The sequence below is a fragment of the Snuella sedimenti genome (assembly GCF_016428595.1).
GTDB lineage: Bacteria > Bacteroidota > Bacteroidia > Flavobacteriales > Flavobacteriaceae > Snuella > Snuella sedimenti.
The window spans coordinates 1-23,243 of record NZ_JAELVQ010000027.1 but is presented as its reverse complement, the minus strand read 5'-3'; the positions used below and the strand labels follow the sequence as shown (position 1 = coordinate 23,243).

Genomic DNA, 23,243 nt, shown 5'->3' with positions numbered 1-23,243 from the left:
AAATGTCAAATATTCAGTTAAAATGCTCTTGTAGTGTTAAATGTGTAATTTAATACGTTGTTTTTAGAACCAACGGCGTCTAAATAGACCAAGTAGTGATTCAGGATCTAAGGTGAATTTAAATCTTATTTTTTGGTCGTAATGGGGTTGCCCGATTTCCCAACCTAGTTTTGAATAAAGGGGCAAGTAAATTTCGAAATAATCGGTTACAAGGTTAATTCTAATACCGGAGTCGTACACAAAATTAGCTTTATTGGATTTGTTCTTTACAAATCCAGCGTCACCGTATAACAAAATATATTTCCAGAGTGTTGTACTGGCATTAAGTGTAGTTATCCATTGGTTAGCAAAAGGAGTGTCTAATTTTGATTTAAAGCCACCTTCTGCGGTTATGTATTGCTGACTAAAGATACCGCTAGACTCAGAGCGCCCCAAATAAGCATAATCGAATAAATAATCTGTAGGCCTGTCTAGAGCGAAACTAAAATAATCGGAGCTTAGGTCGTTATCATTTCTTAGAAAGGTTCCTGCGTATAATCGTAAGTTTAATTGTCTGTTGTTTTGGAACAAACGTCTGTATTCATAATTAAATGCAATTTTACTAAAGGTCTTTCCAACTTGAAAGTCGGTGTGCCATTTACTAAAATTTATAAGATTATCGTTGGAGTTAATGTAACGAATGTTAAATACGCTATAGTTTGGTTCTGTAGAACTTAAGGGATTATTAGGGTCTTTGTCGCGGTTAATGTTTATGTGCCTAAACATTAGCAATTTTCTTTTATTGGACCTAAAATCGTTGTCTTGTCTAAATAATAAGGTTAGCGAAGGCGTTATTTGGCTTACAAATAAATCTTCTGCATACGACGTATAGCTAGTTCTAATGCCATAGTTGATGAAAAAAAGATCGTTGTTTTCTAAATTATGTGTTATTGATGCTGATGCTGCACCGGTTAGCGATTTAGATTTAAATGAATACTTTGGTTCAATCCTATAATCGAAATGCTTTCTTAAAATGGTCTTGTTGTACATTTTCATGCCCAAAGAAAAGCCATCGTAAATATTGTTAAATTCAAACAAGGGCATAAGGAAAACTTGATTGTAATGTGGGTCTTCAATATCTTTAAATAATCTAAATTGTAATGGTTTGTTGTTAAAAAAGAAACCTTTTAACGACTTCCAGTTGTCTCTAATATTCGTTTCTGGGATAATCTTATTGTAATTCAATACCAGTTTGTTGGCATTGTTTTTTGGGATTGTAATGGTCTTACTACCGGTTATGTTTTCAATCCACAATTTAGAGATAATGCTATCATTGTTTAAAGTGTACAAGGAAATAGGCATACTATTGTTGCGCTTGTTCTTTATGGTTAAAGTTATTGAGTCATTGGTTTTTGTAACGTTTTTAATTTTGAAATCTATCTTTTTTCGTGTTTTAAGATAATCGGTAAAAAACCAATCGATATTTTTTTGCGTTTTGGATTTTAAATAGGTCTCAAATGCATTTGGAGTTGTTTCTTTTAATTTGTTCTGCGTTAAAAATGACTTTATGGTATTTTCTAATACATTACTGTTAATAAAGTCATCTAGGTATTTAAGACCTAAACCGGCTTTGTATTTGCTAGCTATATTCTTGTTGAACTTTAACAAGGAGTCTTTTTGCATTGTTAGGGGTTGATCTTTATTGGTGCGCCCCATAATCATAAACGCTATATTGTACTTATCGTTAAAGTTCATGTCGGCAGCATGAAATGAACGAATACCCCACATTTTGGCAAAGCCTCCCAAAAACTTCATATTGGGATAGTACAGTTCAACATAGTTCATTAAATAGTAGATTTGCAAACCGTCAATAAGCCATTGGTGCTTTCGCGGATTTATGAGTAAGGTGTTTTCTAAGTAATTATATAAAGCTATTTTTAATAGTTTTAATTCATATTGAAAATGGTGAGGGTAAGGTTTTAAAAAGCTTGGTAAAAAGTTAAGTCCGTAAACAGGATCTTTACTGTTGTCAATGCTCGTTAAAAGAAGTTTTTCATGGGGGTAGTCTCCTAGATTATCAAGCATAAAATCAATAATCCTTTCTGTAATCATTGCCTTGTCAAGATCCTCTAGTTCATCTCCGTTAACATTTGACACCACTTTAATGCCTTGTGTTTCTATAGATTTAAAAGTAGAAATTTTGTTTAGGAACAGTTTGTTGTTTATTCTGTTCTTCCCTGTAAGTATTACCGTTTGCTTATTGTTGGTAATACTAGTGCTATGTGTGTTAAGCTCTGTTGTTAAGGTGTAACCAATAGGATATTCTGCTTCTAAGCGTATATTGGCTTTTGGGATAAAAAGATCATCTAAATCTTTATTACTATAATAGTGCCATTCTCCATTATAGATAGCAGGAGTAATATACCAGTACCTTAAATTCATGTCGCCAGTTTTAGAAATACCGTAACCAGTAAACTTATCACTTGGTACATGTACTGTGTATTCTAAGTGAATGGTATAGAATTCATTTGGTTTTAAGGGAGTATTTAGTCTAACTTTTATAACATCAGGTTGATTTTTAACTTGTTCAAACTCTAACGGGGTATTATTTTGTTTTATGAAAGATATCTCAGAACAGCCTCTATCCTTATCTTTAGCCAAATGAAAAACGTTTTTATATTCATCGGCCAACCTGATAGCCAAAGGCGTTTTTTTTGACGAATAGCTATTGTTCCAGTCGTTTAAAAAAATGTCATGCAGTGTGTCCTGTGACGTGTTTTTGTACTGAATGGTTTGTGAAATTTTTATTTGCTTGTTATCAATATCAAAAACGGCCTTAAGGTTGATTTTGTTTTGACTAAAACCACTAAAGCTTATAAAGGCAAATACTAAATAACTTATAAAATGAAATTTCAATTTACTAAACAGGCTTTTAAAATTGATAAATTGTGTAAGGCGACACAATATAATAAAATATCATGTTTTATTAGGTTTAAAATCTAAAATAAGGCTTAAGCAGTCTCTTAGAAATTTGGGCTTAATTGGAATTCTTTATAGAAAGCATCCAATATGGTTATAACTTCTTCTTCGTTATTTACTACATGTATTAAATCAAGATCTTTGGCGCTAATGTTTTGAAACCTGTCCAATAAGGTTGTTTTTACCCAATCCAAAAGGCCTTCCCAAAATGCTGTGCCAACTAAGATAATTGGGAATTTTTCGATTTTATGTGTTTGTATGAGTGTAATGGCCTCGAAAAGCTCGTCTAAAGTGCCAAAACCTCCAGGCATAACAACAAACCCTTGTGAGTATTTTACGAACATAACTTTGCGTACAAAGAAATAATCGAAATCCAAACTTTTGTCATTATCTATGTAAGGATTGTCATGCTGTTCAAACGGAAGGTCTATATTTAATCCAACGGAAGTACCACCTCCTAAATGAGCGCCTTTATTCCCAGCTTCCATAATTCCAGGCCCACCTCCAGTAATGACACCGTAACCTGATTCTACAATACGTTTGGCTATTTTTACGGCAAGTTTATATTCAGGATTATCTGGTTTTGTTCGTGCAGAACCAAAAATAGAAACACAAGGCCCTATTTTACTCATTTTTTCAAAACCATTAACAAACTCTCCCATGATTTTAAAAATGGCCCATGAATCGTTTGTTTTTATTTCATTCCACCCTTTGTGGTGTTTTTCTTTTCTCATATATTACTTTATAATAGGTTAATTCATTAGTGTTAATCATTTGTAAAATAACGCCAATGCTTCAAATTTAATTTTTTTAGAAGTTGTTAGTTGTTAAAAGGGGCTAATATTTTTTATAGTGCCAATTCTTTTTTTAGGAATTTGGCAGTATAGCTTTTTTTGTGCTTGGCAACTTCTTCGGGTGTACCCTCAACAACAATTTGACCTCCACCTTTACCACCTTCATAACCAATATCAATAATATGATCTACAGTTTTAATGACATCCAAATTATGTTCAATGATTAAAACGGTATTGCCTTTATTAACGAGTTTGTTCAATACAAGCATGAGTACCCTTATATCCTCAAAATGCAATCCGGTAGTGGGTTCATCAAGAATGTAAAAGGTATTGCCGGTATCACGCTTGCTTAGTTCGGTTGCGAGTTTTATACGTTGTGCTTCTCCTCCCGAGAGCGTTGTACTTTGCTGACCTAATGTTACATATCCTAAACCAACATCTTTTATTGTTTTAAGTTTATTGTTAATTTTCGGTATATGCTCAAAAAATTTCACAGCTTCATTTATGGTCATATCCAAGACGTCGCTAATAGATTTTCCTTTATAGCGAATTTCTAGGGTTTCTCTATTAAAACGTTTCCCTTGGCATGTTTCACATTCAACGTATACATCGGGAAGAAAGTTCATTTCAATAACGCGCAGCCCGCCGCCTTTACACGTTTCGCAGCGCCCGCCAGCTACATTAAAACTAAAGCGTCCGGCTTTGTAACCGCGTATCATGGCTTCAGGTATTTTTGCAAATAGTGCTCTAATTTCACTAAAGGTTCCTGTGTAGGTAGCTGGATTACTTCTTGGGGTTCTGCCTATAGGGGATTGGTTAATGTCTATGACTTTATCGATGTGTTCAAGACCTTTAATACTTTTATAGGGCATCGGTTTCTTAACACCATTAAAGTAATGGGCATTTAGGATAGGGTAGAGGGTTTCGTTTATTAGCGTTGATTTACCACTTCCCGAAACGCCGGTAACCCCAATCATTTTACCTAAAGGGAGGTTTACAGAAACGTTTTTTAAGTTGTTTCCTGTACAGCCTTTTAGGCTAAGTGTTTTTCCATTTCCTTCCCTGCGTTTTTTTGGGATTTCTATTTGTTTGCTACCGTTTAAGTAATCTGCAGTAAGCGTATGGTGCGTTTTAAGGGCGTCTGGATCGCCAATACTAATAATTTCCCCTCCATGTTTTCCTGCCTTTGGCCCTATATCAATTACATAATCGGCTCGTTCAATCATATCTTTGTCATGTTCTACGACTATGACCGAATTACCAATATCTCGAAGTGACACTAATGAATCAATTAGTTTTTCGTTGTCACGTTGGTGCAAACCAATACTTGGTTCGTCCAAAATATATAGAACACCTACCAATTGTGAACCTATTTGTGTAGCCAGGCGAATGCGTTGTGCTTCACCTCCAGACAAGGATTTGGAGCTTCTGTTAAGGCTAAGATAATCCAAGCCAACATCTAGTAGAAATTGTAATCTGGATTTTATCTCTTTTATGACTTCTTCCGCTATTTTTAGTTGCTTTTCGGATAGGTGCTCGTGTAAACTGTTGAACCATTTAGAAAGTTCAACCACGTCCATGTTCGCAAGTTCTGCAATGTTTTTGTTTTGTATTTTAAAATAAAGGGCTTCTTTTTTAAGTCGAGAGCCTTGACAGTCTGGACATTTAATTTTGTCCATGTAAGATTTAGCCCAACGTTTTAGAGAAGTTGAATCGGCATTTTTATATTGGTTTTCAATAAAATTGGCGACACCTTCGAACTCTATTTTATAATCGCGCGTAACGCCAAGTGTTTTGCTTTCTATGGAAAACTTTTCGTTACCTCCATATAAAATCATTTGTTTAGCAGGCTCGGGTATACTTTTATAGGCGTCGGTTAATTTAAAATCAAAGCGTTGCGCAATGGTTGTTAATTGTTTGAATATCCAACTGTTCTTTTCGGGGCCATGGGGTGCAATAGCGCCATTTTTAATGGATAATGAAGCGTCCGGGATGATTTTGTTTTCATTTACTTGATATAATTCGCCAATACCGTTACAGTTGGGGCAAGCACCTTTTGGGGAATTGAAAGAGAAATTGTTGGGCTCTGGATTTGGATATGATATACCAGAGGAGGGACACATTAGGTTTCGGCTAAAATAACGCGTTTCGTTAGTGTCTTGGTCAATTACTAAAAGTACATCATCGCCATGGTACATAGCTGTATTAATAGATTCGGCAAGGCGCTTGTCGTTGTCGTCTGTATCATTAATAATTAACCGATCAATAACAATTTCTATATCGTGCGTTTTATAGCGATCGAGTTTCATGCCTTTTACAAGGTCTTTAATTTCACCGTCTGTCCTTACCTTAACAAAGCCTTGTTTGGCTATTTGTTCAAATAATTCTCTATAATGCCCCTTACGAGACCGCACTACTGGAGCTAATATATTAATGCGTTTACCTTTAAAGTCATTAATTATCAGCTCTTTAATTTGTTCGTCGTTATAACTAACCATTTTATCACCTGTGTTATAACTGTAAGCGTCACTCGCACGCGCAAAGAGCAAACGCATGAAATCATAAATCTCTGTAATGGTTCCTACCGTAGATCGAGGAGATTTACTGGTGGTTTTCTGTTCTATCGCTATGACGGGCGATAGTCCGTCAATTTTATCGACATCGGGACGCTCCAACCCTCCTAAAAACTGACGGGCATAAGCCGAAAAGGTTTCTATATAACGCCGTTGTCCTTCGGCATAAATGGTATCGAAGGCTAAGGAAGATTTTCCGCTCCCAGACAACCCAGTTATGACCACGAGTTTTTCACGAGGTATGGTAACATCTATATTTTTAAGGTTGTGAACTCTAGCCCCCTTTACTTCAATATGTTCTTCGAATTGACTCATAGAAATGCAAAGTTGCAAAGTTACAATTTTAGTTGTTAATTTCTTGGGAGGGAATGCCTTGAATTTTGATGTAGTTTGCGATAATGCAAATTACTTTGAGGATTTGCAGAAAAATAAAAGCCGCATAAAGGATATACGGCTTTTTACAACTTAAATGTTTGTAGTACGTAAAATTAGTTAATTTTAGATAACTCACCCGAATCGACCGATTTGTGGTAGTTGGCTTTCACTGATTTTAAAAAACCAAAGAATTTAGTTTTATCCTTACTTACTAACACAACGGTTGTACTACCGTCGTTGTTATCAATTACTTTTTTTATAATTACTTTTTGACCGTGAACAGTCTTATAGTTAGCTAAACCGCCTCTTTTAACTATGGTGTTTAATTTAGGAAAACTTATATGGTTGTATTTGGTGTTTGAAGTAGCGTTTATAACCAATACATCTCCAACTTTTGGTTTGTCATTATCAAAGCTCACAGTGTTTAAATCATTTGCATAACTGTATCCGGTTACCAATAAAAGTATAAGTAGTATTTTTTTCATAATCAATAAAATTATTTTTTAGAATTTTGAACAAAATAATGGTTTAATCTACATATTTTAAAGTGGCTTTAGAAATATTTAACCTTTATTGTATTGTAGGGTAAGAGGTGTAACCTCCTCATAAATGAGGGTAGGTGAAAATGTAGTTAGCTTACTTTTAATTGATGCCTGATTTTGGGTATGGGAAGGTGTGTTCTATGAGGCGAAAATTTATAGATACCCCTACATTTAAAGGGGGGTGTTGAGCGTAAAGTTAAAATTGAATTTTAACAAAATATTAAGAATTTTAAAAGGGAAGATTGAACTTGTTTATGGTAAAAACATGTTGTTTTTTTCTTGTAATGTATTAAGTGGATTGTGTATTTTTATACAGAATGTACAAAGTGAACTTTAAGTAATTAATTTCTCAATAGTCGAGATTTAAAATACTCCGGGGGCTAGTCTTCAAAATCAGATTTTTATCTTATTTTAGAAATAGCTATACAAAAGGGAAACTAAAATTGTAGCTAATATGCAGGTTAGTTTATGAAAGGCGTTTTGTATAGAACAAAATTTTATAATTAGAATAGAATCAATAATTAACTAAAAATTTAAACGCGTGAAATTATTAGGGATTGGATCAAGAATCGATCATGCAGATTATGGTAAGGGAGTTGTTACCAACGTAACCTCACAACATTATTGGGTTACTTTTATAGATAAAGGTTTAGAAACCATAGCTATTGATAGTGAATTTGAAATAATAGAGGCAGCAGATGGCGATGTGGATACTGTAAGTTTTTTTGATGTTGAAAGTAGTTTGGTGAAAATTTTAAAGAAATGGAGTGATGTTTCTGAAATTGTACCAATAGCAGATAAATGGAAAGGCGGGACCATAGTCCTACAGCCAGGTGATTCGGCACTGCAAGGAAAGGAAATTCCAATTGATACTTTTTTTCATAAAATAACAATGGTTAGGGATCGCTTGCGTGTTATGGAGCAGCGTATTAATTCCAGCGATTTGGATGAGCAGGGTAAAATAGATTTGCAACAGTATATTACCAGAATATATGGAAGTTTAACCACGTTTAATGTATTGTTTAAATCCAAGAACCACTTTTTTGTTGGGCAAAGAAGTAAATAATTTAGACTGTTTGCTTGAAGTCAATAGGACGTTAGTTAGCGTACGGTCTTGCTGTAATTTGAAATGAATATAATTTAATGATATCAAACCTCTTTAAATTCGGGACAGTCCAATCGGATTTCTTCAGATTTAAGAGGTTTATCAAGTAAGTTGCAAAAATCGTTATTGTCCTTCTGAGCATAAAACTTACAACCATAGCAGGTACGCTGAACGGTTAATATCCCGCTACGATTGAGTTTGTAAATTAATTTGGCGAGTGTTTTAAAAAGGTTTTCTAGATCGTCTGTTGCAATATTCTTAAGCTGAGTATTTAACGGGGCAGCAAAATTCTCGGTATCGCTAACCATTTTATTACCAGATTCTGAAAGTGCTATGGAATACCTTCTACTATCATTTGAAGCAATTTTTTTTATTATAAGTTCTTTTTGTAGCAAAACACGAACAGCATCGCTAATTGTAGGTTTGGTAACATTAAACTCCTTGGCTAAATGACTTACATTGCACAGGTTTTGTTGGTGGTATGCAATAAAAATAAGTATTTGGATTTGTATGGGACTTAAGCCAACCAACTTGGCTTTTTCCCAAAGAAGTACTTTAAAAACTTCAGAAATACGTTCTAGTCCTACAGTAATTTTACTAGAAATGCTCTGCTTTTCATTGGGATTAAAAATAGTATCTTCCATAATTAAAATGCCTGCCGAAATAATGAACGACAGGCAAATTTAACAATCCTAAAGTTAATTAATTGCAATTTACTACTTCAATTATAGCACTCAACCAAATATGCTTTAATTGATTAGGACTGTAATCTAACCTTTCACATCGGTAATGGATGCACCAAAATTGATATGAAGTACATTTCCATTTGGCGTTAATAATGCAGGAACAGATTTAACACCAGCTTGTTCTGCCTCTTCAATTCTAGACTTGTTTTCACCTATGTTTACAATGTCTACACTATTTGCACCTAATAGATCTAAAATGTCATGTTCAGCACTTACACATACTGGACAACCTGCGTGATAAAAAATGGATTTACTCATAATTACTAAAGTTTATTAATTGTTAGTTCACAAATATAGTAAGGAATCCTAACTAAATAAAATTTATCTATGAATTTTTCAGATTTTTTTTAATTACTAAAGAAACGAGGAAATTATTGTGTTCCTTTTATGGCACTGATTTCAAATCCGGCAACCAGTAGTTTATGAAATGTTGGGAGTTGGGCGCCACTTTCTGTAGTAGTCCAGTCGGACCAAGTAGCTTCTAATCCATTGATCGGTAATACGGATGTCCACATTTTAAAACTTTTCGGTTTTCCTTCTTCATCCAATATCCATAAGTAGGAGTCTCCAGCAGCTAGCCCACCTGAAGTGTAGGTTACCAAAAGAGCTTCATTATTGTTAATTGTGACTATTTTTCGCTTGGTTCCTTCGTTAAAAACAGTATAGGGAGCTATAAGCCAAAAAGAATCTCTTTTAAAATACTTTTTAGCTTTGGTAATAAGGTCTTTAGAAATATCACTTTCCACTATAAAGCTATGAACAAAGGCTTTGCTACTGGAAGGATCGTTTAGGTTTAGGCTTACTTTATATTCTTTCCAATATACATGGCATATATTCTTGCTTTTTTCCCATTCGTAATGACGTCTTTTTTTATAGGTCCACTCAATATAATTTGTGATTTTATAAGCTTCATAGTTAAGAGCCGATAACATTTTATGTGCTAACAAGTCTGCTTGCTCTCCAGATTGGCCAGTGGGAAGTGCTTCATTGTATTTAAAGAACATAAAACCTGAAAACAAGATGCTGGGAAGTGTGAGAAATATAAAGATCCCAATAACCAGCTTTAGTGTTTTTTTTGGTTTCATTAGTCCTATTGCTTTTGTTTACAAATGCTTAGTGTGCCGAGACTAAATTATTAAATACCACCGAGCTAATAAAGGAAAACACTTAAAAACCGACGGCTGTATCGTCTCCTCGATTATCTGCACCACCCTCTAGCGTTTTATCATCTAAAACAAGTATTCCGTCGACTTTACCAATAACAGGGGAGTGCTTTGTCGTTATTTCATACCCTAGGTGTTCCAGCTCTTTTATAAGATGTATATTGAAAGTGTTGGGTTCCATACGAATTTCATCAGGAAGCCATTGGTGATGAAATCGTGGAGCATTTACTGCTTCTTGCATGGTCATACCAAATTCGTGTACATTCAAAATTGTTTGTAAAACAGTGGTAATAATGGTTGCCCCACCAGGTGTTCCAACAACCATGAATAAAGCATCATTCTTTTCTATAATTGTGGGGGTCATAGAACTTAACATGCGCTTTCCTGGAGCAATACTGTTAGACTCACCGCCTATAAGACCAAACATATTTGGAACTCCTGGTTTGCTACTAAAATCATCCATCTCATTGTTTAGAAAGAAGCCAAGTTCGGAACAATAGAGTTTTGAACCGTAAGCACCGTTTAGGGTCGTTGTTGCCGAAACAGCATTTCCGAACTGATCAATTATGGAGTAGTGCGTTGTTTCATTACTTTCAACTATTTCAATTTTGCCATGGGATACCTCGCTTGATCTCGTCGCCTTTTCAAAAGAAAAATTGGCCATACGCTTTTTTAGGTACGTACTATCTAGCAATTCTATACTAGGAATGTTTACAAAGTCGGGGTCGGCAAGATAAAAGCTTCTGTCAGCATACGAACGGCGCTCAGCTTCAGTTAGTATTTGAATGGTTTTTAATGTGTTATGCCCATAATTATGAAGATCGAAAGGTTCTATCATTTTCATAATTTGTGCTAAGCAAATACCACCACTGGAAGGAGGAGACATAGAGATGATTTTTAAGTCATCGTATTCAAATATAATAGGGTTACGCCACTTGGCTTCGTATTTTGCTAAATCTTCCTCTGTAATAATACCACCATTATCTTGTATGAACCTTGAAAGTGTTTTTGCGGTTTCTCCTTTGTAAAACTCATCACGTCCATTTTGCATAATACGTGTTAGAGTTCTTCCTAGGTTGGTTTGGATAATGGTGTCGTTTATTTTCCACTCGTTAGAAAAAAGGATAGTGTCTTTATTGACTTTTAAAAAATCAGCTTGTTTACTGTAAATTTGTTTGGCTTGCTTTTCTGTCACAACAACACCGTTGTTTGCTAAATCGATTACGGGCTGAAAGATTTCTTGAATTGGTAAAGTGCCAAATTTTTCGTGTACGGCAAATATACCGGCAATAGTACCGGGAATACCAATGGCCATAGCTCCTAAAGTACTTTTTTCAGGAATAATATTATGGTCTTTATCCAGATACATGGATTTTGTTGCTTGCAAAGGTGCTTTTTCCCTATAATCTAAACAGCCTGTTTTGCCATCATGTTTTCTGTAAACCATAAAGCCACCGCCACCAATATTACCAGCATAGGGATAGGCTACAGCTAAGGCCAGCTCTGTCGCAACCATGGCATCAAAAGCATTACCGCCTTTTTTCAATATATCGCTACCAATTTTTGAAGCTTCTTCTCGAGCAGATACGACCATGGCATGTTTGGTTATAAGCCCTCTCTTAGTTATTTTTTTATTACACGATGCAAATAAAAAAAAGGTACTTAGAATGGTAATTAGAAAGTATTTCATGACTGAGGAAAATAATTTAAGAAAGCTCAATTAGTTTATGCTTTGAAAAGGTGATAAGTTCATTAAAAAACAGTGTAAATTCCGATTCAAAATCAGAATAAAAAACTTCAAGCTCATGAACAGCCCCATGCATACCAGATTTATTTTTGGTTCTTCGATCCATGCCCCACAAAACTTTTGCTATACCTTCAATTGAAGCGTAGCTCACTAACCAATTATCTGCCATCATATATGGCATCATTTTTTTAACACGCAAAGGCAATATATCGTAATGTTTATCCAATGAATCGTAAAAATTATGTGCATAGACATCTAGTGGAGTTGAACTGTATTGCTCCCAATTTTTAGCTAAAAAATGATCGTAAAGAATGTCGACAATAACTCCGGAATAATGACTGTATTTTGCGTGAAGGCGTTTGGTACTTTGTCTAACTACAGAATGGGCATCTGTAAACGTATCGATATGTCGATGCAGTAACACCCCAATTTGAATGGGTTTGGGGTAATCCTTGTAAGAGCTACCTTTAATAGTATCGGCAATAAAATTACCAATAGTCACCAAGCTATTATCTCCCGAAAGGTAAATATGGGCTAAGTAATTCATTGGTGTAATTTACGAATTAGGAATTAAGAATAGCTGTATATTTGTGTATATATTACAAAACTAACTTACAATGACACTCATAAAATCAATTTCAGGAATTAGGGGAACAATTGGCGGACAAGCAGGTGATAACTTGACACCTTTTGACGCCGTTAAATTTGCAGCTGCTTATGGAGCTTGGATAAAGCAGCAACGCAATAAGGATAATTACAGCGTTGTAGTAGGGAGAGATGCCCGTATTTCGGGTAAGATGATTCAGAACCTTGTCATGAACACATTGGTAGCTCAAGGTATTCATGTTATTGATTTGGAGCTGTCTACAACACCCACGGTGGAGATTGCTGTACCAATGGAACATGCCGATGGCGGAATTGTTCTAACAGCCAGTCATAATCCAAAACAATGGAACGCTTTAAAACTATTAAACGAAAAGGGAGAATTTTTAAATGCAGCCGAAGGCGCAAAAATTTTAGAAATTGCTGAGGGGGGTAATATCGATTTCTCGGATGTTGATAACTTAGGAAAGATCACAAAAAACCGTGCATACATCGATTTACATATTATTGAAGTTTTAGACTTGTCGTTAGTGACTGTTAAAGCTATTGAAGAGGCTAGGTTTAAGGTTGTGGTCGATGGTGTGAATTCTACGGGAGGAATAGCGATTCCATTATTGTTAGAGCGTTTAGGGGTTGATGTTGTAAAGTTGTATTGTGAACCAACAGGACATTTTCCGCATAATCCCGAACCTTTAAAGGAACATTTGGCTGATTTATCAAAGAAAGTGGTTGAAGAGCATGCCGATTTTGGTATAGTAGTGGATCCAGATGTCGATCGTTTGGCATTTGTAGATGAAAATGGAGAGATGTTTGGTGAAGAATATACACTCGTAGCCTGTGCCGATTACGTACTTAGTAGAACACCAGGTAATACGGTGAGTAATATGAGTTCGACCAGAGCCTTAAAAGATATAACAGAAGCCTATGGGGGCACCTATGAGGCAAGTGCTGTTGGAGAGGTGAATGTGGTAAACTTGATGAAAAAAAATAATGTGGTTATTGGTGGTGAAGGAAATGGAGGCATCATTTACCCAGAATCACATTACGGTCGTGATGCCCTTGTTGGTGTGGCTTTGTTTTTGAGTTTATTGGCAGACAAGAAAATGCGTGTGAGCGCGTTGCGAAAATCATATCCTAACTATTTCATGAGTAAGAAGAAAATTGAATTAACCCACAATTTAAATGTGGACGGTATTTTAGAAGCTATAGCAAATCGTTACCAAGATGAAAATGTGTCAACAATTGATGGTGTTAAAATTGATTTTCCTGAAAATTGGGTGCATTTAAGAAAGAGCAATACAGAGCCCATTATTCGCGTTTATACAGAAGCGAAATCACAAACCGAAGCAAATACGCTGGCAGATAAGTTTATTGGTGAGATTGGTGAGATCGCTAAAAGTTTATAATACCACTAAAGGGAAGCTATTGGTTACATGCAAAACAAAGGACGTATATATTGGCAATTTTATAAAAGTACCTTTCTTATTAATTTTTTAATCTCGGTAACATTTGGGATTATTGCAAAATCTGTTTTGGTTTTTGGAGGCATGTTTTGCTCTGTGGGGTTTCTCATTAGTTTGGGGTACAAAGAAATAACGCATAAGAACACATATTACTATTATTACAATGTGGGTATAACAAAAATTCAATTGATGTTAGCGAATTATCTTGTTAATGTCTTCTTTGTTATCATTTTAATTTCAATAACGACTCTATGCCTGATATACTTGAAATAGATAGCGTTATTAAATCTTATAATGGCAAACAGGTCCTTACAGACATTTATTTAAAATGTGAAACGGGGAATATAGTAGGCCTTTTAGGGAGAAATGGTTCGGGAAAATCCACGCTTTTAAAAATTTTATTCGGAACTGTTTTGGCAGATAGGAAGTTTATTAAGAGCAATGGGAAAGTTTATAATAAACCTTATAAGGAAACAGGTCTAATCACTTATTTACCTCAAGATAATTTTTTACCGCACAATTTAAAGATAGAAACTATAGTTGCGGCATATTTAGGGGAAAATAGGGTTGTTTCTTTTTTAGATGATCAATTATTGGTGAAATTATGGGGGCAAAAAGTGTCTAGTCTGTCGGGTGGAGAGTTAAGGTATTTAGAAATTAAACTTCTCTTGGAAAGTAGTTCAAAATTTGTTTTGTTAGACGAACCTTTTAATGGTGTTGCTCCGGTATTAATAGACACTATAAAGGATTTAATACGGCAAGCCGCATTAACCAAAGGCATTATTTTAACGGATCATGACTATAGAAATGTTTTGGATGTGGCCAATACGTGGCATATCGTTTTTGATGGCGCGATTAAACAAATCAATCATTTGGATGAACTGTACAGGTATGGTTACATACCAGATTTGTAACATTAGAATCTTGAACTATTGCTTTTTTTCTCTGTGTTTCCAACGTTTATGTGTCCAAAAATAATATTCGGGGGCTTCTGTTATTTGTTTTTCAACTTCCCGTAAAAACATATTTGTTAATTCGTAATCGGGATATTCTCTGGAATCTTCTGCAAGGGTTATAATTTTAGCCTCGTAAAAACCACGTTTTACTTTAGTAACCTTTAGAAAGGCCGTCGTTAAATCTAATTTTTTGGCTAAGCGTTCGGCACCTGTAAAACAAGGTATTTCTATACCCATAAACTCCCCCCAGTACACATCTTTTGATAGTCGGGGAGACTGGTCGCTTAAAAAGCCCGTTATACTTTTAATATTATTGATTTCGTTGTTGTTAATAGTGTTAATCGTTTCCTTTGTACTTATTAATGTTAAATCGAATTTAGAACGAATATCCCTTACCAGCTTGTCAAAATGCTTGTTTGCTAATTTCTTGTAAACAGCTAGGGCTTTAAAGTTTATGTAGTTTTGCAGTACGATAGTCCATTCCCAACTGGCATAATGACCAAACATTAAAATAATACTTTTATTAAGACCTTCTAAACGTTCAAACTCTTCAGGGTTAACAATCTTAAAGCGTTTTTCTAGAGTTTTGTTTGTAATGGACATGGTCTTGGCCATTTCTAAAAACATATCACATAGGTGTCTGTAAAACTTTTTTCTTATGGAAGCTATTTCTTTTTCTGTTTTATCAGGAAAGACAAGATTTAGGTTTTCGGTAACTACTTTTTTTCTATAGCCAATAATGTGATACACTAAAACATATAGTCCGTCAGATATTAAGTAAAGAATTTTAAAAGGTAGTTTGGAAATCACCCATAAAAGTGGGTAGACCAGCAAATATATTAAGAATTGCATGAAATAATTTTAGGTTTTCAAGTGCAAAGATATGTTATATTTTAACTGAAAAGAAAATGTATTTAATTAGTTAAAGCAAGGGACAATATCATTTTTTCGTTTAGATTTGTTTGTTCAAAATTAAAGGAAATCAATATTTTTTATTTTAAAGTGTATATTAATGGGTAAGTTAGATTTAGTTACGATCGTTATAATTGTTGCAAATGTTATAATATCCTATAAGGGATTTGGTGATTTTGGTTTTTTTGAAAAATATAAGTTCAATGTTGGGGCTGTACAGAGAGGAGAGAAGGTGCGCTTGTTTAGTTCAGGGTTCTTGCATGTAGATAATGCCCATTTATTCTTTAATATGTTTTCCCTTTATTTTTTTGCTGAAGTTGTTATAAATCTAATGAGTGTTTCCAGTTTTATAATTATATATGTAGGAAGCCTTTTAATGGGAAGTTTGGTGTCGTTGTATTTCCATAAGCAAGAATACCATTATAGTGCTGTTGGTGCAAGTGGTGCTGTTATGGGCATTATTTATGCTGCTATATTATTACAACCTGGGATGAGCTTGTATATATTCTTTATCCCTATCCCCATTCCTGCTTATATTTTTGGTATTGGCTATTTATTGTATTCTATTTATGGCATGAAGAAAAGCTTAGGTAATATTGGGCATGATGCCCATGTTGGAGGGGCTGTTGGAGGTTATATTTTAACCCTAATTTTAGCTCCTTGGTTGCTAAAAACGAACTTGTTTATGATTGTCTTATTGGCGATACCAATTGTTTTGTTGTATGTTTTAAAAAAAGCTGGGAAAATGTAGACGATGTTCTGAGAAATGGATATGTTATAATCATTAGTACACTGCTTTCCATATAAAAAGGGCTGTCGATTTTTTTGGACAGCCCTTTTTAATTAATCAATCAGATCTATTTATTTGTAGACAAACTCTATAGTAGAAACTTCGTCCTCTAGATTACCATATGAATAGGTTGCTATACCTGTTTTTGGATAATTATTTTCGTTATACGTATATTCGTAGGTATCATTATAGTTGTCACTTATACTATCACCACTTTCTACAAAACTAATAATGTTGTGGGTGTTAGAATAAATTTCAGCACCATATTCATGATTGCTTAATAGGTTTAAGACTTCAATAGCATGAATATTTTTAAAGGGGCTATTTTTATTGTCATATGTATACGATTCAGTGTAATCATCATCGTGTACTATTTTTACAATGTTTTTTCCGTTTAAGGTAATTGTTTCAGTATACTTTAATTCAAAGTCTGAGCTTGACGCTTTTTTATAAACTTTTACAGTGATGGTGTCATCATTATTATAAGTAAGTTCATATTTGTAGATTCCTTCTAACCCAGAACCTTCGTAAAAAGTTTCTGTATAACTTGTTACCTTATTCTCAGAATTATATTCTAAAGCTATAGTAACTGCTAACTCATTTTCTGCGTAAGCGTCATCTTTAATTAAATTATCATTGTCATCATAGGTATAAACATTTTTGTAGCCATCTCCATAGTCTACACTCATTAGCTTATTACCATCATAAATAAAAGTTTCGGTATACTCATCTTCAGTTCCCTTGTCATAAATTATTTTCTCAACAAGTACCCCATCATTTGGAGTTTCTTTAGAGTCATCAGATTCACTACTACATGCTAATACACTAATAAATAAAGTTACTAGTAAAAATTGTTTTAAATTCATAATGTTGTATTAAAATTAAGCTACAAATATAAGAGTATTGTCTTACAAATAGTTTTGTAAAAGTTTTTTTTAAAACAAATTTTTACTCTTCTTTAGCTTTGCCGTTATTAAGTGTGGCACAACAATTGAATTTATAATATTGTAAATACTACCTATAAAGCCTTAAAATAGTGCTTGTAAGTGGTTTAAAGGATTAAAAAAATAATTTATAAAAAACGTCAAGCTTGTTTTAATGACAAATTGACTTAAATGTATATATGAAAAAATCTAATTTTATAGGCCTTGACAGTTTGTCATTACAGGAATTTGATGAAAACTCAGAATTAATTCCATTAATGACACCTGAAGACGAAGAAGAGATCAATAACGAATCCCTACCTGAGACCTTACCAATACTTTCGTTGCGAAATACGGTATTGTTTCCAGGAGTTGTTATACCTATTACTGCCGGACGCGATAAATCCATTAAATTGATTAATGATGCAAACAATAGTAGTAAAGTAATAGGTGTTGTTGCTCAAAAAGATGAATCTGTAGAAGACCCAACAGCAAAGGATATCCATGATACTGGTACTGTTGCCCGTATTTTACGCGTTTTAAAAATGCCAGATGGAAATGTAACTGTCATTATTCAAGGGAAAAAACGCTTTAAAGTGGCAGAAGTCATTACGGAAGAACCTTATATGAATGCGACCATTCGTGACATTCCAGAAGCAAAACCTGCTATTAATAACCCAGAGTTTTTAGCAATTATTGAGTCTATAAAGGATTTGGCATTACGAATAATAAAAGATAGCCCCAATATTCCAAGTGAAGCATCATTTGCCATTAAGAACATAGAGAGTAGTTCGTTTTTAGTGAACTTTGTTTCGTCTAACATGAATCTTTCTGTAGACGAAAAACAAGCACTTTTGGAAATAAACGATTTACAGAAACGCGCACTTGCAACCCTTAAGTATATGAATGTTGAGTTCCAAAAATTGGAACTTAAAAACGACATTCAGTCTCGTGTTCAAATGGATATGAATCAGCAACAGCGAGAGTATTTTCTGCATCAGCAAATGAAAACCATTCAAGAAGAACTGGGAGGCGTAAGCCATGATCAGGAAATTGAAGAAATGAAATTGTTAGCCGAAGAGAAGTTATGGGATGAAAAAGTAGCAAAGCATTTCGAAAAGGAAATAGCTAAACTACAACGCATGAATCCCCAAGTGGCCGAGTATTCCATTCAGAGGAACTATTTAGAACTCTTTTTGGACTTGCCATGGGACGAGTTTAGCGAGGATAAATTTGATTTAAAACGTGCTAAAAAGATATTAGACCGAGATCATTTTGGATTGGAGGATGTTAAGCGCCGTATTATAGAATATCTTGCTGTTTTGAAGCTTCGTAACGATATGAAATCGCCCATTTTATGCCTTTATGGGCCTCCCGGTGTAGGTAAAACATCGCTTGGCAAATCGATAGCTGAAGCATTAGGTAGGGAATATGTACGCATTTCATTAGGAGGACTAAGAGACGAAGCCGAAATACGAGGTCATAGAAAAACATATATTGGAGCCATGCCAGGACGTATCATTCAAAGTCTTAAAAAAGCAGGTACCTCTAATCCAGTGTTTGTTTTGGATGAAATTGATAAATTAACAAATTCACATCAGGGAGATCCATCATCAGCAATGTTAGAAGTGTTGGATCCAGAGCAAAACAATGAGTTTTACGATAACTTTTTAGAAATGGGCTACGACCTTTCTAAAGTTATGTTTATTGCAACATCCAATAGTTTGTCTACCATCCAGCCTGCTTTGTTGGATCGTATGGAGATTATTAATGTTACAGGATACACTATAGAAGAAAAAGTAGAAATAGCTAAACGTCATTTACTGCCTAAGCAATTAAAAGAGCACGGCTTAACAGGTGACGATTTAAAGATTGCTAAGCCCCAATTGGAAAAAATTGTAGAAGGCTATACACGTGAGTCTGGTGTTCGTGGTTTAGAGAAACAAATAGCAAAAATGGTACGCTATGCAGCTAAAAACATTGCTATGGAAGAAGGTTATAATGTAAAAGTAACCAATGAGGATGTTGTGGAGGTCTTGGGAGCTCCTAAATTAGAACGTGATAAATACGAAAATAACAACGTAGCCGGTGTAGTTACTGGTTTAGCATGGACACGTGTTGGCGGTGATATTTTATTTATAGAATCCATTTTATCCAAAGGAAAAGGAGGGCTTACCATTACCGGTAACCTAGGTAAGGTGATGAAAGAATCGGCAACCATTGCTATGGAATTTATTAAATCGAATGCTGATGAATTTGGCATAAACCAGGAAGTTTTCGATAAATATAATGTGCACATACACGTACCAGAAGGGGCTACTCCTAAAGATGGCCCAAGTGCAGGTGTAACCATGCTAACATCTCTTGTGTCGTTATTTACCCAACGTAAAGTGAAAAAGAGTTTAGCTATGACAGGAGAAATAACGCTAAGGGGCAAAGTATTGCCTGTAGGCGGGATAAAAGAAAAGATTCTTGCTGCAAAACGTGCGCGTATAAAAGAAATTTTGCTTTGTGAAGAAAATCGAAGGGACATAGAAGAGATTAAGCCAGAGTATTTAAAAGGCTTAACATTTCATTACGTAACCGATATGAGCGATGTGATTAAAATAGCTCTTACAAATCAAAAGGTTAAAAATGCAAAAACCTTTTAATTGAAAAGAATTCCTTGAGGCTCTGCCTCGGGGATAGTTCGTTTCAAAAAATTCTTCTAAAACCTCGATGCCCATCGAGGTTTTTTTATAATTTGTAAAAAGTCAAGATAACTTCTTAAAATAAAAGAAAGGTACTACCGTTTTAAGATAGATTTGTTTACTTTGTGGTATCGTATGCTAAGAACAATAACCACCATTTTATGTTTACTTTTTTCTGTGTTGACTTATTCCCAAGTTGGGGGTGAAACTACCTATCAATTTCTCAATTTAATGGCGTCTCCACGTCAAGCTGCATTGGGAGGTAAAATTTTGACTAATGTAGATTATGATGTAACTCAGGGATTATATAACCCAGCGACCATTAATGTTGAAATGCATAACCAGTTGGCCATAAATTATGTGAGTTATTTAGGAGGTATAGGCTATGGTTCTGGTGCTTATGCCTATAATGTAGACCGACATACACAAACGCTGCATGGAGGTATTACCTATATTAATTATGGATCATTTGATGGTTATGATGAGAACGGAAATGCAACGGGAACATTTTCTGGTAGTGAAGCTGCCTTGTCCATGGGGTATGCATTCCAAATAGGATATTCTGATTTTTATTGTGGAGGTAATTTAAAATTAATAACCTCCAAGCTAGAACAATATAGCTCCTTTGGGGCAGCAATTGATTTGGGATTGCTTTACATTAACGAAGACTTGGATTTTCATGCAGCCATAGCAGTTAGAAACTTGGGAACACAGATTACTACTTATGCAGGCTTAAACGAACCTTTGCCATTTGAAGTAGATTTTGGTATGTCTCAAACGCTAGAACATGTTCCAATACGATGGCATGTAACGCTTGAGAATTTACAGGAATGGCCTATAGCACGACCTAATCCTTCTCGGGTTGAAAGTGATTTAAGTGGCAACCAAACTGAAGAAAAAATAGGGTTTTTAGGTCAAGTTATTAGGCACACCATTATAGGAGCGGAAATTTTCCCTCAGGGAGGTTTTAATTTAAGATTGGGATACAACTTTAGACGATCTGAAGAATTAAGAATTGTAGATCAACGTAATTTTTCGGGGTTGTCGGCTGGTTTTTCAATTAAAATGAACAAAATGCGATTTAGCTATGCCCATGCTAAGTATACAAGTGCAGCGAACTCAAACTTTTTTGGACTACAAATAGACTTGCAATAATTAAGATGAACAATAAAAAAATAACCATAGCCATTGATGGCTTTTCTTCAACAGGAAAAAGTACTATTGCAAAGCAGCTAGCAAAGCAGTTGGGATATGTCTATGTAGATTCTGGTGCTATGTATAGAGCGGTTACACTTTATGCTATGCAAAATAACTTCATAGGAGAGACCTATTTTAAAGTAGAAACACTTATTGAGCAATTGCCAACTATTGATATTAGTTTTGTATTTAATGAAGCGCTTGGTTTTGCAGAAGTCTATTTAAATGGGATTAATGTGGAAAAAAACATACGTACTTTGGAAGTATCAGGCTTTGTAAGTAAAGTGGCAGCTGTCCCAGAAGTAAGAAAGCAATTGGTTGATCAGCAACGTAAAATAGGTGAAAATAAAGGCGTTGTTATGGATGGGCGTGATATTGGGACTGTTGTTTTTCCTAATGCCGATTTAAAATTATTTGTGACAGCATCGGCAGGAACCCGTGCTGAACGACGTTATAAAGAGCTTATTGAACGAGGGGATAGGGTAGACTACAATGCTGTATTGAAAAATGTTCAAGAACGTGATTATATGGACTCCAACAGAAAGGATTCACCTTTAGTAAAGGCCAAGGATGCTATTGAAATAGATAATTCCAACATGTCTGTTGAAGAGCAGTTCGAAATAATAAGCGATCTGGTAAATAAGGCTATTTTAAGAGCGTAACGTTTGGAGAACAAACTGCCTTGAGGGAAAATTACGGAATTTAAATTTTTACTATCGAATCGAACAATAACGGTTATTTGGTCTTTTAGAACCTTGAATGATCTTATTTATTCGTTTCATCGTTTATTTTTTTAGTTCATATGATTTTTTAGGTTGTAATGAACTGAATTGTATAATTTTAAACGAATTTAATATAATGCCTCATGAAAAATCTAATAAGTTTCTTTTGCATTGTCTGTTTTGTGGGTTCTTACTATACAATACAAGCTCAGGAATTAGCAAGTGTTTCAATGGAGATACCTGCCAATTACAAGAAACGAAACCCTATTTACGATTATTCGGAAAAACAGCTGAATAATACAGATACAGTTCCAGGTTTTGAAACGGCTTCAAATAAACTTATGGTTACCGGAATTATTTATGAGAAGGACAGAAAAACACCGGCCAAGGATGTTATCCTTTACATCTGTCAGCCTGATGAAAATGGACATTTTGTAATGAAACGAGATAGTAACCGTAAGCGTTACGTGCACCATAGAGCTTGGATAAAGACCGATGCAGATGGACGATATACATTTTACACTTTCATGCCGGGAAAATTTTTACGTACAAAAGAACTGAAACAAATCAATAGAGTGATTAAAGTACAAGGGAATCCTGAATACGATATGAGTCCTTTCTTTTTCGATGACGATCCTTTAATAGCCGATTTAACGCTAGCCTGTCGTTCAGAAGTAGTTAAAAGCATGCTGCGACTCGATAAAAAAGGAACTATGCAAGTTGCAACCAGAGATATTTACCTATCAGAAAGTCGTCCGGAATTCAACTAATAGCATACATTTATAATATATCCATAAGCTCCTAGTTTAATTTGGAGCTTTTTTGCTTGCTGCATAGAGTTAAGTATAAAAGCCAATAACATTATTAATCATTAGTGTCCGATAAAGTTTTTTAAAAGCGGGATTTCCATAGTTGGATTTCCCGCTTTGCTTTATATCTTGTTTTACCACAAAACCAGATATGAATAAAAGTACAAACTTTAGC

The 23,243-nt window shown here is 34.8% G+C and carries 19 protein-coding genes; 8 read left to right on the top strand and 11 right to left on the bottom strand.

Translation table 11 applies throughout. From position 1 onward, the window contains the following. Positions 1-63: 63 nt before the first annotated feature. The 4 genes from JF259_RS15275 to JF259_RS15260 all read right to left on the bottom strand — a co-directional run bounded on the left by JF259_RS15275 (position 64) and on the right by JF259_RS15260 (position 7,185). Positions 64-2,895 (bottom strand): gluzincin family metallopeptidase, encoded by a 2,832-nt coding sequence (locus JF259_RS15275; RefSeq protein WP_199116579.1) that lies wholly within the window; start codon positions 2,893-2,895, stop codon positions 64-66. 107 nt (positions 2,896-3,002) lie between these two features. Further along, positions 3,003-3,692, bottom strand: a complete 690-nt coding sequence (locus tag JF259_RS15270) for an LOG family protein (protein WP_199116578.1) — start codon at positions 3,690-3,692, stop codon at positions 3,003-3,005. A 113-nt stretch (positions 3,693-3,805) separates the two neighbouring features. Further along, positions 3,806-6,640, bottom strand: a complete 2,835-nt coding sequence (uvrA, locus tag JF259_RS15265) for an excinuclease ABC subunit UvrA (protein WP_199116577.1) — start codon at positions 6,638-6,640, stop codon at positions 3,806-3,808. A 173-nt stretch (positions 6,641-6,813) separates the two neighbouring features. Beyond that, entirely contained in the window at positions 6,814-7,185 is a 372-nt protein-coding gene (locus JF259_RS15260; protein ID WP_199116576.1) for a hypothetical protein, read from the bottom strand. Positions 7,186-7,783: 598 nt separating this feature from the next. Here JF259_RS15260 and JF259_RS15255 point away from each other — a divergent pair. Then, a complete protein-coding gene (locus tag JF259_RS15255) occupies positions 7,784-8,308 on the top strand; it encodes a hypothetical protein (RefSeq protein ID WP_199116575.1) in 525 nt (174 codons plus the stop codon). A gap of 83 nt (positions 8,309-8,391) precedes the next feature. Here JF259_RS15255 and JF259_RS15250 read toward each other — a convergent pair whose 3' ends face one another. The 5 genes from JF259_RS15250 to JF259_RS15230 all read right to left on the bottom strand — a co-directional run bounded on the left by JF259_RS15250 (position 8,392) and on the right by JF259_RS15230 (position 12,550). Next, positions 8,392-8,991 carry a MarR family winged helix-turn-helix transcriptional regulator gene (locus JF259_RS15250; RefSeq protein ID WP_199116574.1) on the bottom strand — a complete coding sequence of 200 codons (600 nt, stop codon included), beginning with the start codon at positions 8,989-8,991 and terminating at the stop codon, positions 8,392-8,394. A gap of 126 nt (positions 8,992-9,117) precedes the next feature. Next, positions 9,118-9,351, bottom strand: a complete 234-nt coding sequence (locus JF259_RS15245; protein ID WP_199116573.1) for a thioredoxin family protein — start codon at positions 9,349-9,351, stop codon at positions 9,118-9,120. A 113-nt stretch (positions 9,352-9,464) separates the two neighbouring features. After that, positions 9,465-10,178, bottom strand: a complete 714-nt coding sequence (locus JF259_RS15240; RefSeq protein ID WP_199116572.1) for a hypothetical protein — start codon at positions 10,176-10,178, stop codon at positions 9,465-9,467. 82 nt (positions 10,179-10,260) lie between these two features. Then, positions 10,261-11,946: a gamma-glutamyltransferase gene (gene ggt, locus JF259_RS15235; protein ID WP_199116571.1), complete on the bottom strand. Its 1,686-nt coding sequence runs from the start codon at positions 11,944-11,946 to the stop codon at positions 10,261-10,263. A gap of 16 nt (positions 11,947-11,962) precedes the next feature. Continuing rightward, on the bottom strand, positions 11,963-12,550 hold the full coding sequence (locus tag JF259_RS15230) for an acyl carrier protein phosphodiesterase (protein ID WP_199116570.1): 588 nt from the start codon (positions 12,548-12,550) through the stop codon (positions 11,963-11,965). Between the two features lie 70 nt (positions 12,551-12,620). Here JF259_RS15230 and glmM point away from each other — a divergent pair, with 70 nt between their 5' ends. Together glmM and JF259_RS15220 are read left to right on the top strand one after the other, a co-directional pair. After that, positions 12,621-14,012, top strand: a complete 1,392-nt coding sequence (gene glmM, locus JF259_RS15225) for a phosphoglucosamine mutase (RefSeq protein WP_199116569.1) — start codon at positions 12,621-12,623, stop codon at positions 14,010-14,012. Positions 14,013-14,320: 308 nt separating this feature from the next. Next, positions 14,321-14,983, top strand: coding sequence for an ATP-binding cassette domain-containing protein (locus JF259_RS15220; protein WP_199116568.1), 663 nt, complete (start codon positions 14,321-14,323; stop codon positions 14,981-14,983). Between the two features lie 15 nt (positions 14,984-14,998). On the opposite strand, the gene JF259_RS15215 is transcribed toward JF259_RS15220, so the two are convergent. Then, positions 14,999-15,877: a lysophospholipid acyltransferase family protein gene (locus tag JF259_RS15215; RefSeq protein ID WP_199116566.1), complete on the bottom strand. Its 879-nt coding sequence runs from the start codon at positions 15,875-15,877 to the stop codon at positions 14,999-15,001. 160 nt (positions 15,878-16,037) lie between these two features. Between JF259_RS15215 and JF259_RS15210 the strand changes: the two genes are divergently transcribed. Continuing rightward, the gene (locus tag JF259_RS15210; protein WP_199116565.1) at positions 16,038-16,688 is read left to right on the top strand and encodes a rhomboid family intramembrane serine protease; all 651 of its coding nucleotides are present in this window, start codon (positions 16,038-16,040) and stop codon (positions 16,686-16,688) included. 110 nt (positions 16,689-16,798) lie between these two features. Here JF259_RS15210 and JF259_RS15205 read toward each other — a convergent pair whose 3' ends face one another. Then, a complete protein-coding gene (locus JF259_RS15205; protein WP_199116563.1) occupies positions 16,799-17,593 on the bottom strand; it encodes a hypothetical protein in 795 nt (264 codons plus the stop codon). 257 nt (positions 17,594-17,850) lie between these two features. Between JF259_RS15205 and lon the strand changes: the two genes are divergently transcribed. The 4 genes from lon to JF259_RS15185 all read left to right on the top strand — a co-directional run bounded on the left by lon (position 17,851) and on the right by JF259_RS15185 (position 23,029). Continuing rightward, complete coding sequence (gene lon, locus JF259_RS15200) at positions 17,851-20,301, top strand: endopeptidase La (protein WP_199116561.1); 2,451 nt, start codon at positions 17,851-17,853, stop codon at positions 20,299-20,301. Between the two features lie 174 nt (positions 20,302-20,475). After that, positions 20,476-21,495, top strand: coding sequence for a type IX secretion system protein PorQ (gene porQ / locus JF259_RS15195; RefSeq protein ID WP_199116559.1), 1,020 nt, complete (start codon positions 20,476-20,478; stop codon positions 21,493-21,495). A gap of 5 nt (positions 21,496-21,500) precedes the next feature. Continuing rightward, the gene (cmk, locus tag JF259_RS15190) at positions 21,501-22,199 is read left to right on the top strand and encodes a (d)CMP kinase (RefSeq protein WP_199116557.1); all 699 of its coding nucleotides are present in this window, start codon (positions 21,501-21,503) and stop codon (positions 22,197-22,199) included. Positions 22,200-22,402: 203 nt separating this feature from the next. Next, positions 22,403-23,029, top strand: a complete 627-nt coding sequence (locus tag JF259_RS15185) for a peptidase associated/transthyretin-like domain-containing protein (RefSeq protein ID WP_199116555.1) — start codon at positions 22,403-22,405, stop codon at positions 23,027-23,029. Positions 23,030-23,243: the final 214 nt, after the last annotated feature.

Coding starts and splice junctions, on each gene's coding strand:
- JF259_RS15270 (WP_199116578.1), bottom strand. CDS start 3,692: ATGAGAAAAGAAAAACACCACAAAGGGTGGAATGAAATAAAAACAAAC.
- uvrA (WP_199116577.1), bottom strand. CDS start 6,640: ATGAGTCAATTCGAAGAACATATTGAAGTAAAGGGGGCTAGAGTTCAC.
- JF259_RS15260 (WP_199116576.1), bottom strand. CDS start 7,185: ATGAAAAAAATACTACTTATACTTTTATTGGTAACCGGATACAGTTAT.
- JF259_RS15250 (WP_199116574.1), bottom strand. CDS start 8,991: ATGGAAGATACTATTTTTAATCCCAATGAAAAGCAGAGCATTTCTAGT.
- JF259_RS15245 (WP_199116573.1), bottom strand. CDS start 9,351: ATGAGTAAATCCATTTTTTATCACGCAGGTTGTCCAGTATGTGTAAGT.
- JF259_RS15240 (WP_199116572.1), bottom strand. CDS start 10,178: ATGAAACCAAAAAAAACACTAAAGCTGGTTATTGGGATCTTTATATTT.
- ggt (WP_199116571.1), bottom strand. CDS start 11,946: ATGAAATACTTTCTAATTACCATTCTAAGTACCTTTTTTTTATTTGCA.
- JF259_RS15230 (WP_199116570.1), bottom strand. CDS start 12,550: ATGAATTACTTAGCCCATATTTACCTTTCGGGAGATAATAGCTTGGTG.
- glmM (WP_199116569.1), top strand. CDS start 12,621: ATGACACTCATAAAATCAATTTCAGGAATTAGGGGAACAATTGGCGGA.
- JF259_RS15220 (WP_199116568.1), top strand. CDS start 14,321: ATGCCTGATATACTTGAAATAGATAGCGTTATTAAATCTTATAATGGC.
- JF259_RS15215 (WP_199116566.1), bottom strand. CDS start 15,877: ATGCAATTCTTAATATATTTGCTGGTCTACCCACTTTTATGGGTGATT.
- JF259_RS15210 (WP_199116565.1), top strand. CDS start 16,038: ATGGGTAAGTTAGATTTAGTTACGATCGTTATAATTGTTGCAAATGTT.
- JF259_RS15205 (WP_199116563.1), bottom strand. CDS start 17,593: ATGAATTTAAAACAATTTTTACTAGTAACTTTATTTATTAGTGTATTA.
- lon (WP_199116561.1), top strand. CDS start 17,851: ATGAAAAAATCTAATTTTATAGGCCTTGACAGTTTGTCATTACAGGAA.
- porQ (WP_199116559.1), top strand. CDS start 20,476: ATGCTAAGAACAATAACCACCATTTTATGTTTACTTTTTTCTGTGTTG.
- cmk (WP_199116557.1), top strand. CDS start 21,501: ATGAACAATAAAAAAATAACCATAGCCATTGATGGCTTTTCTTCAACA.
- JF259_RS15185 (WP_199116555.1), top strand. CDS start 22,403: ATGAAAAATCTAATAAGTTTCTTTTGCATTGTCTGTTTTGTGGGTTCT.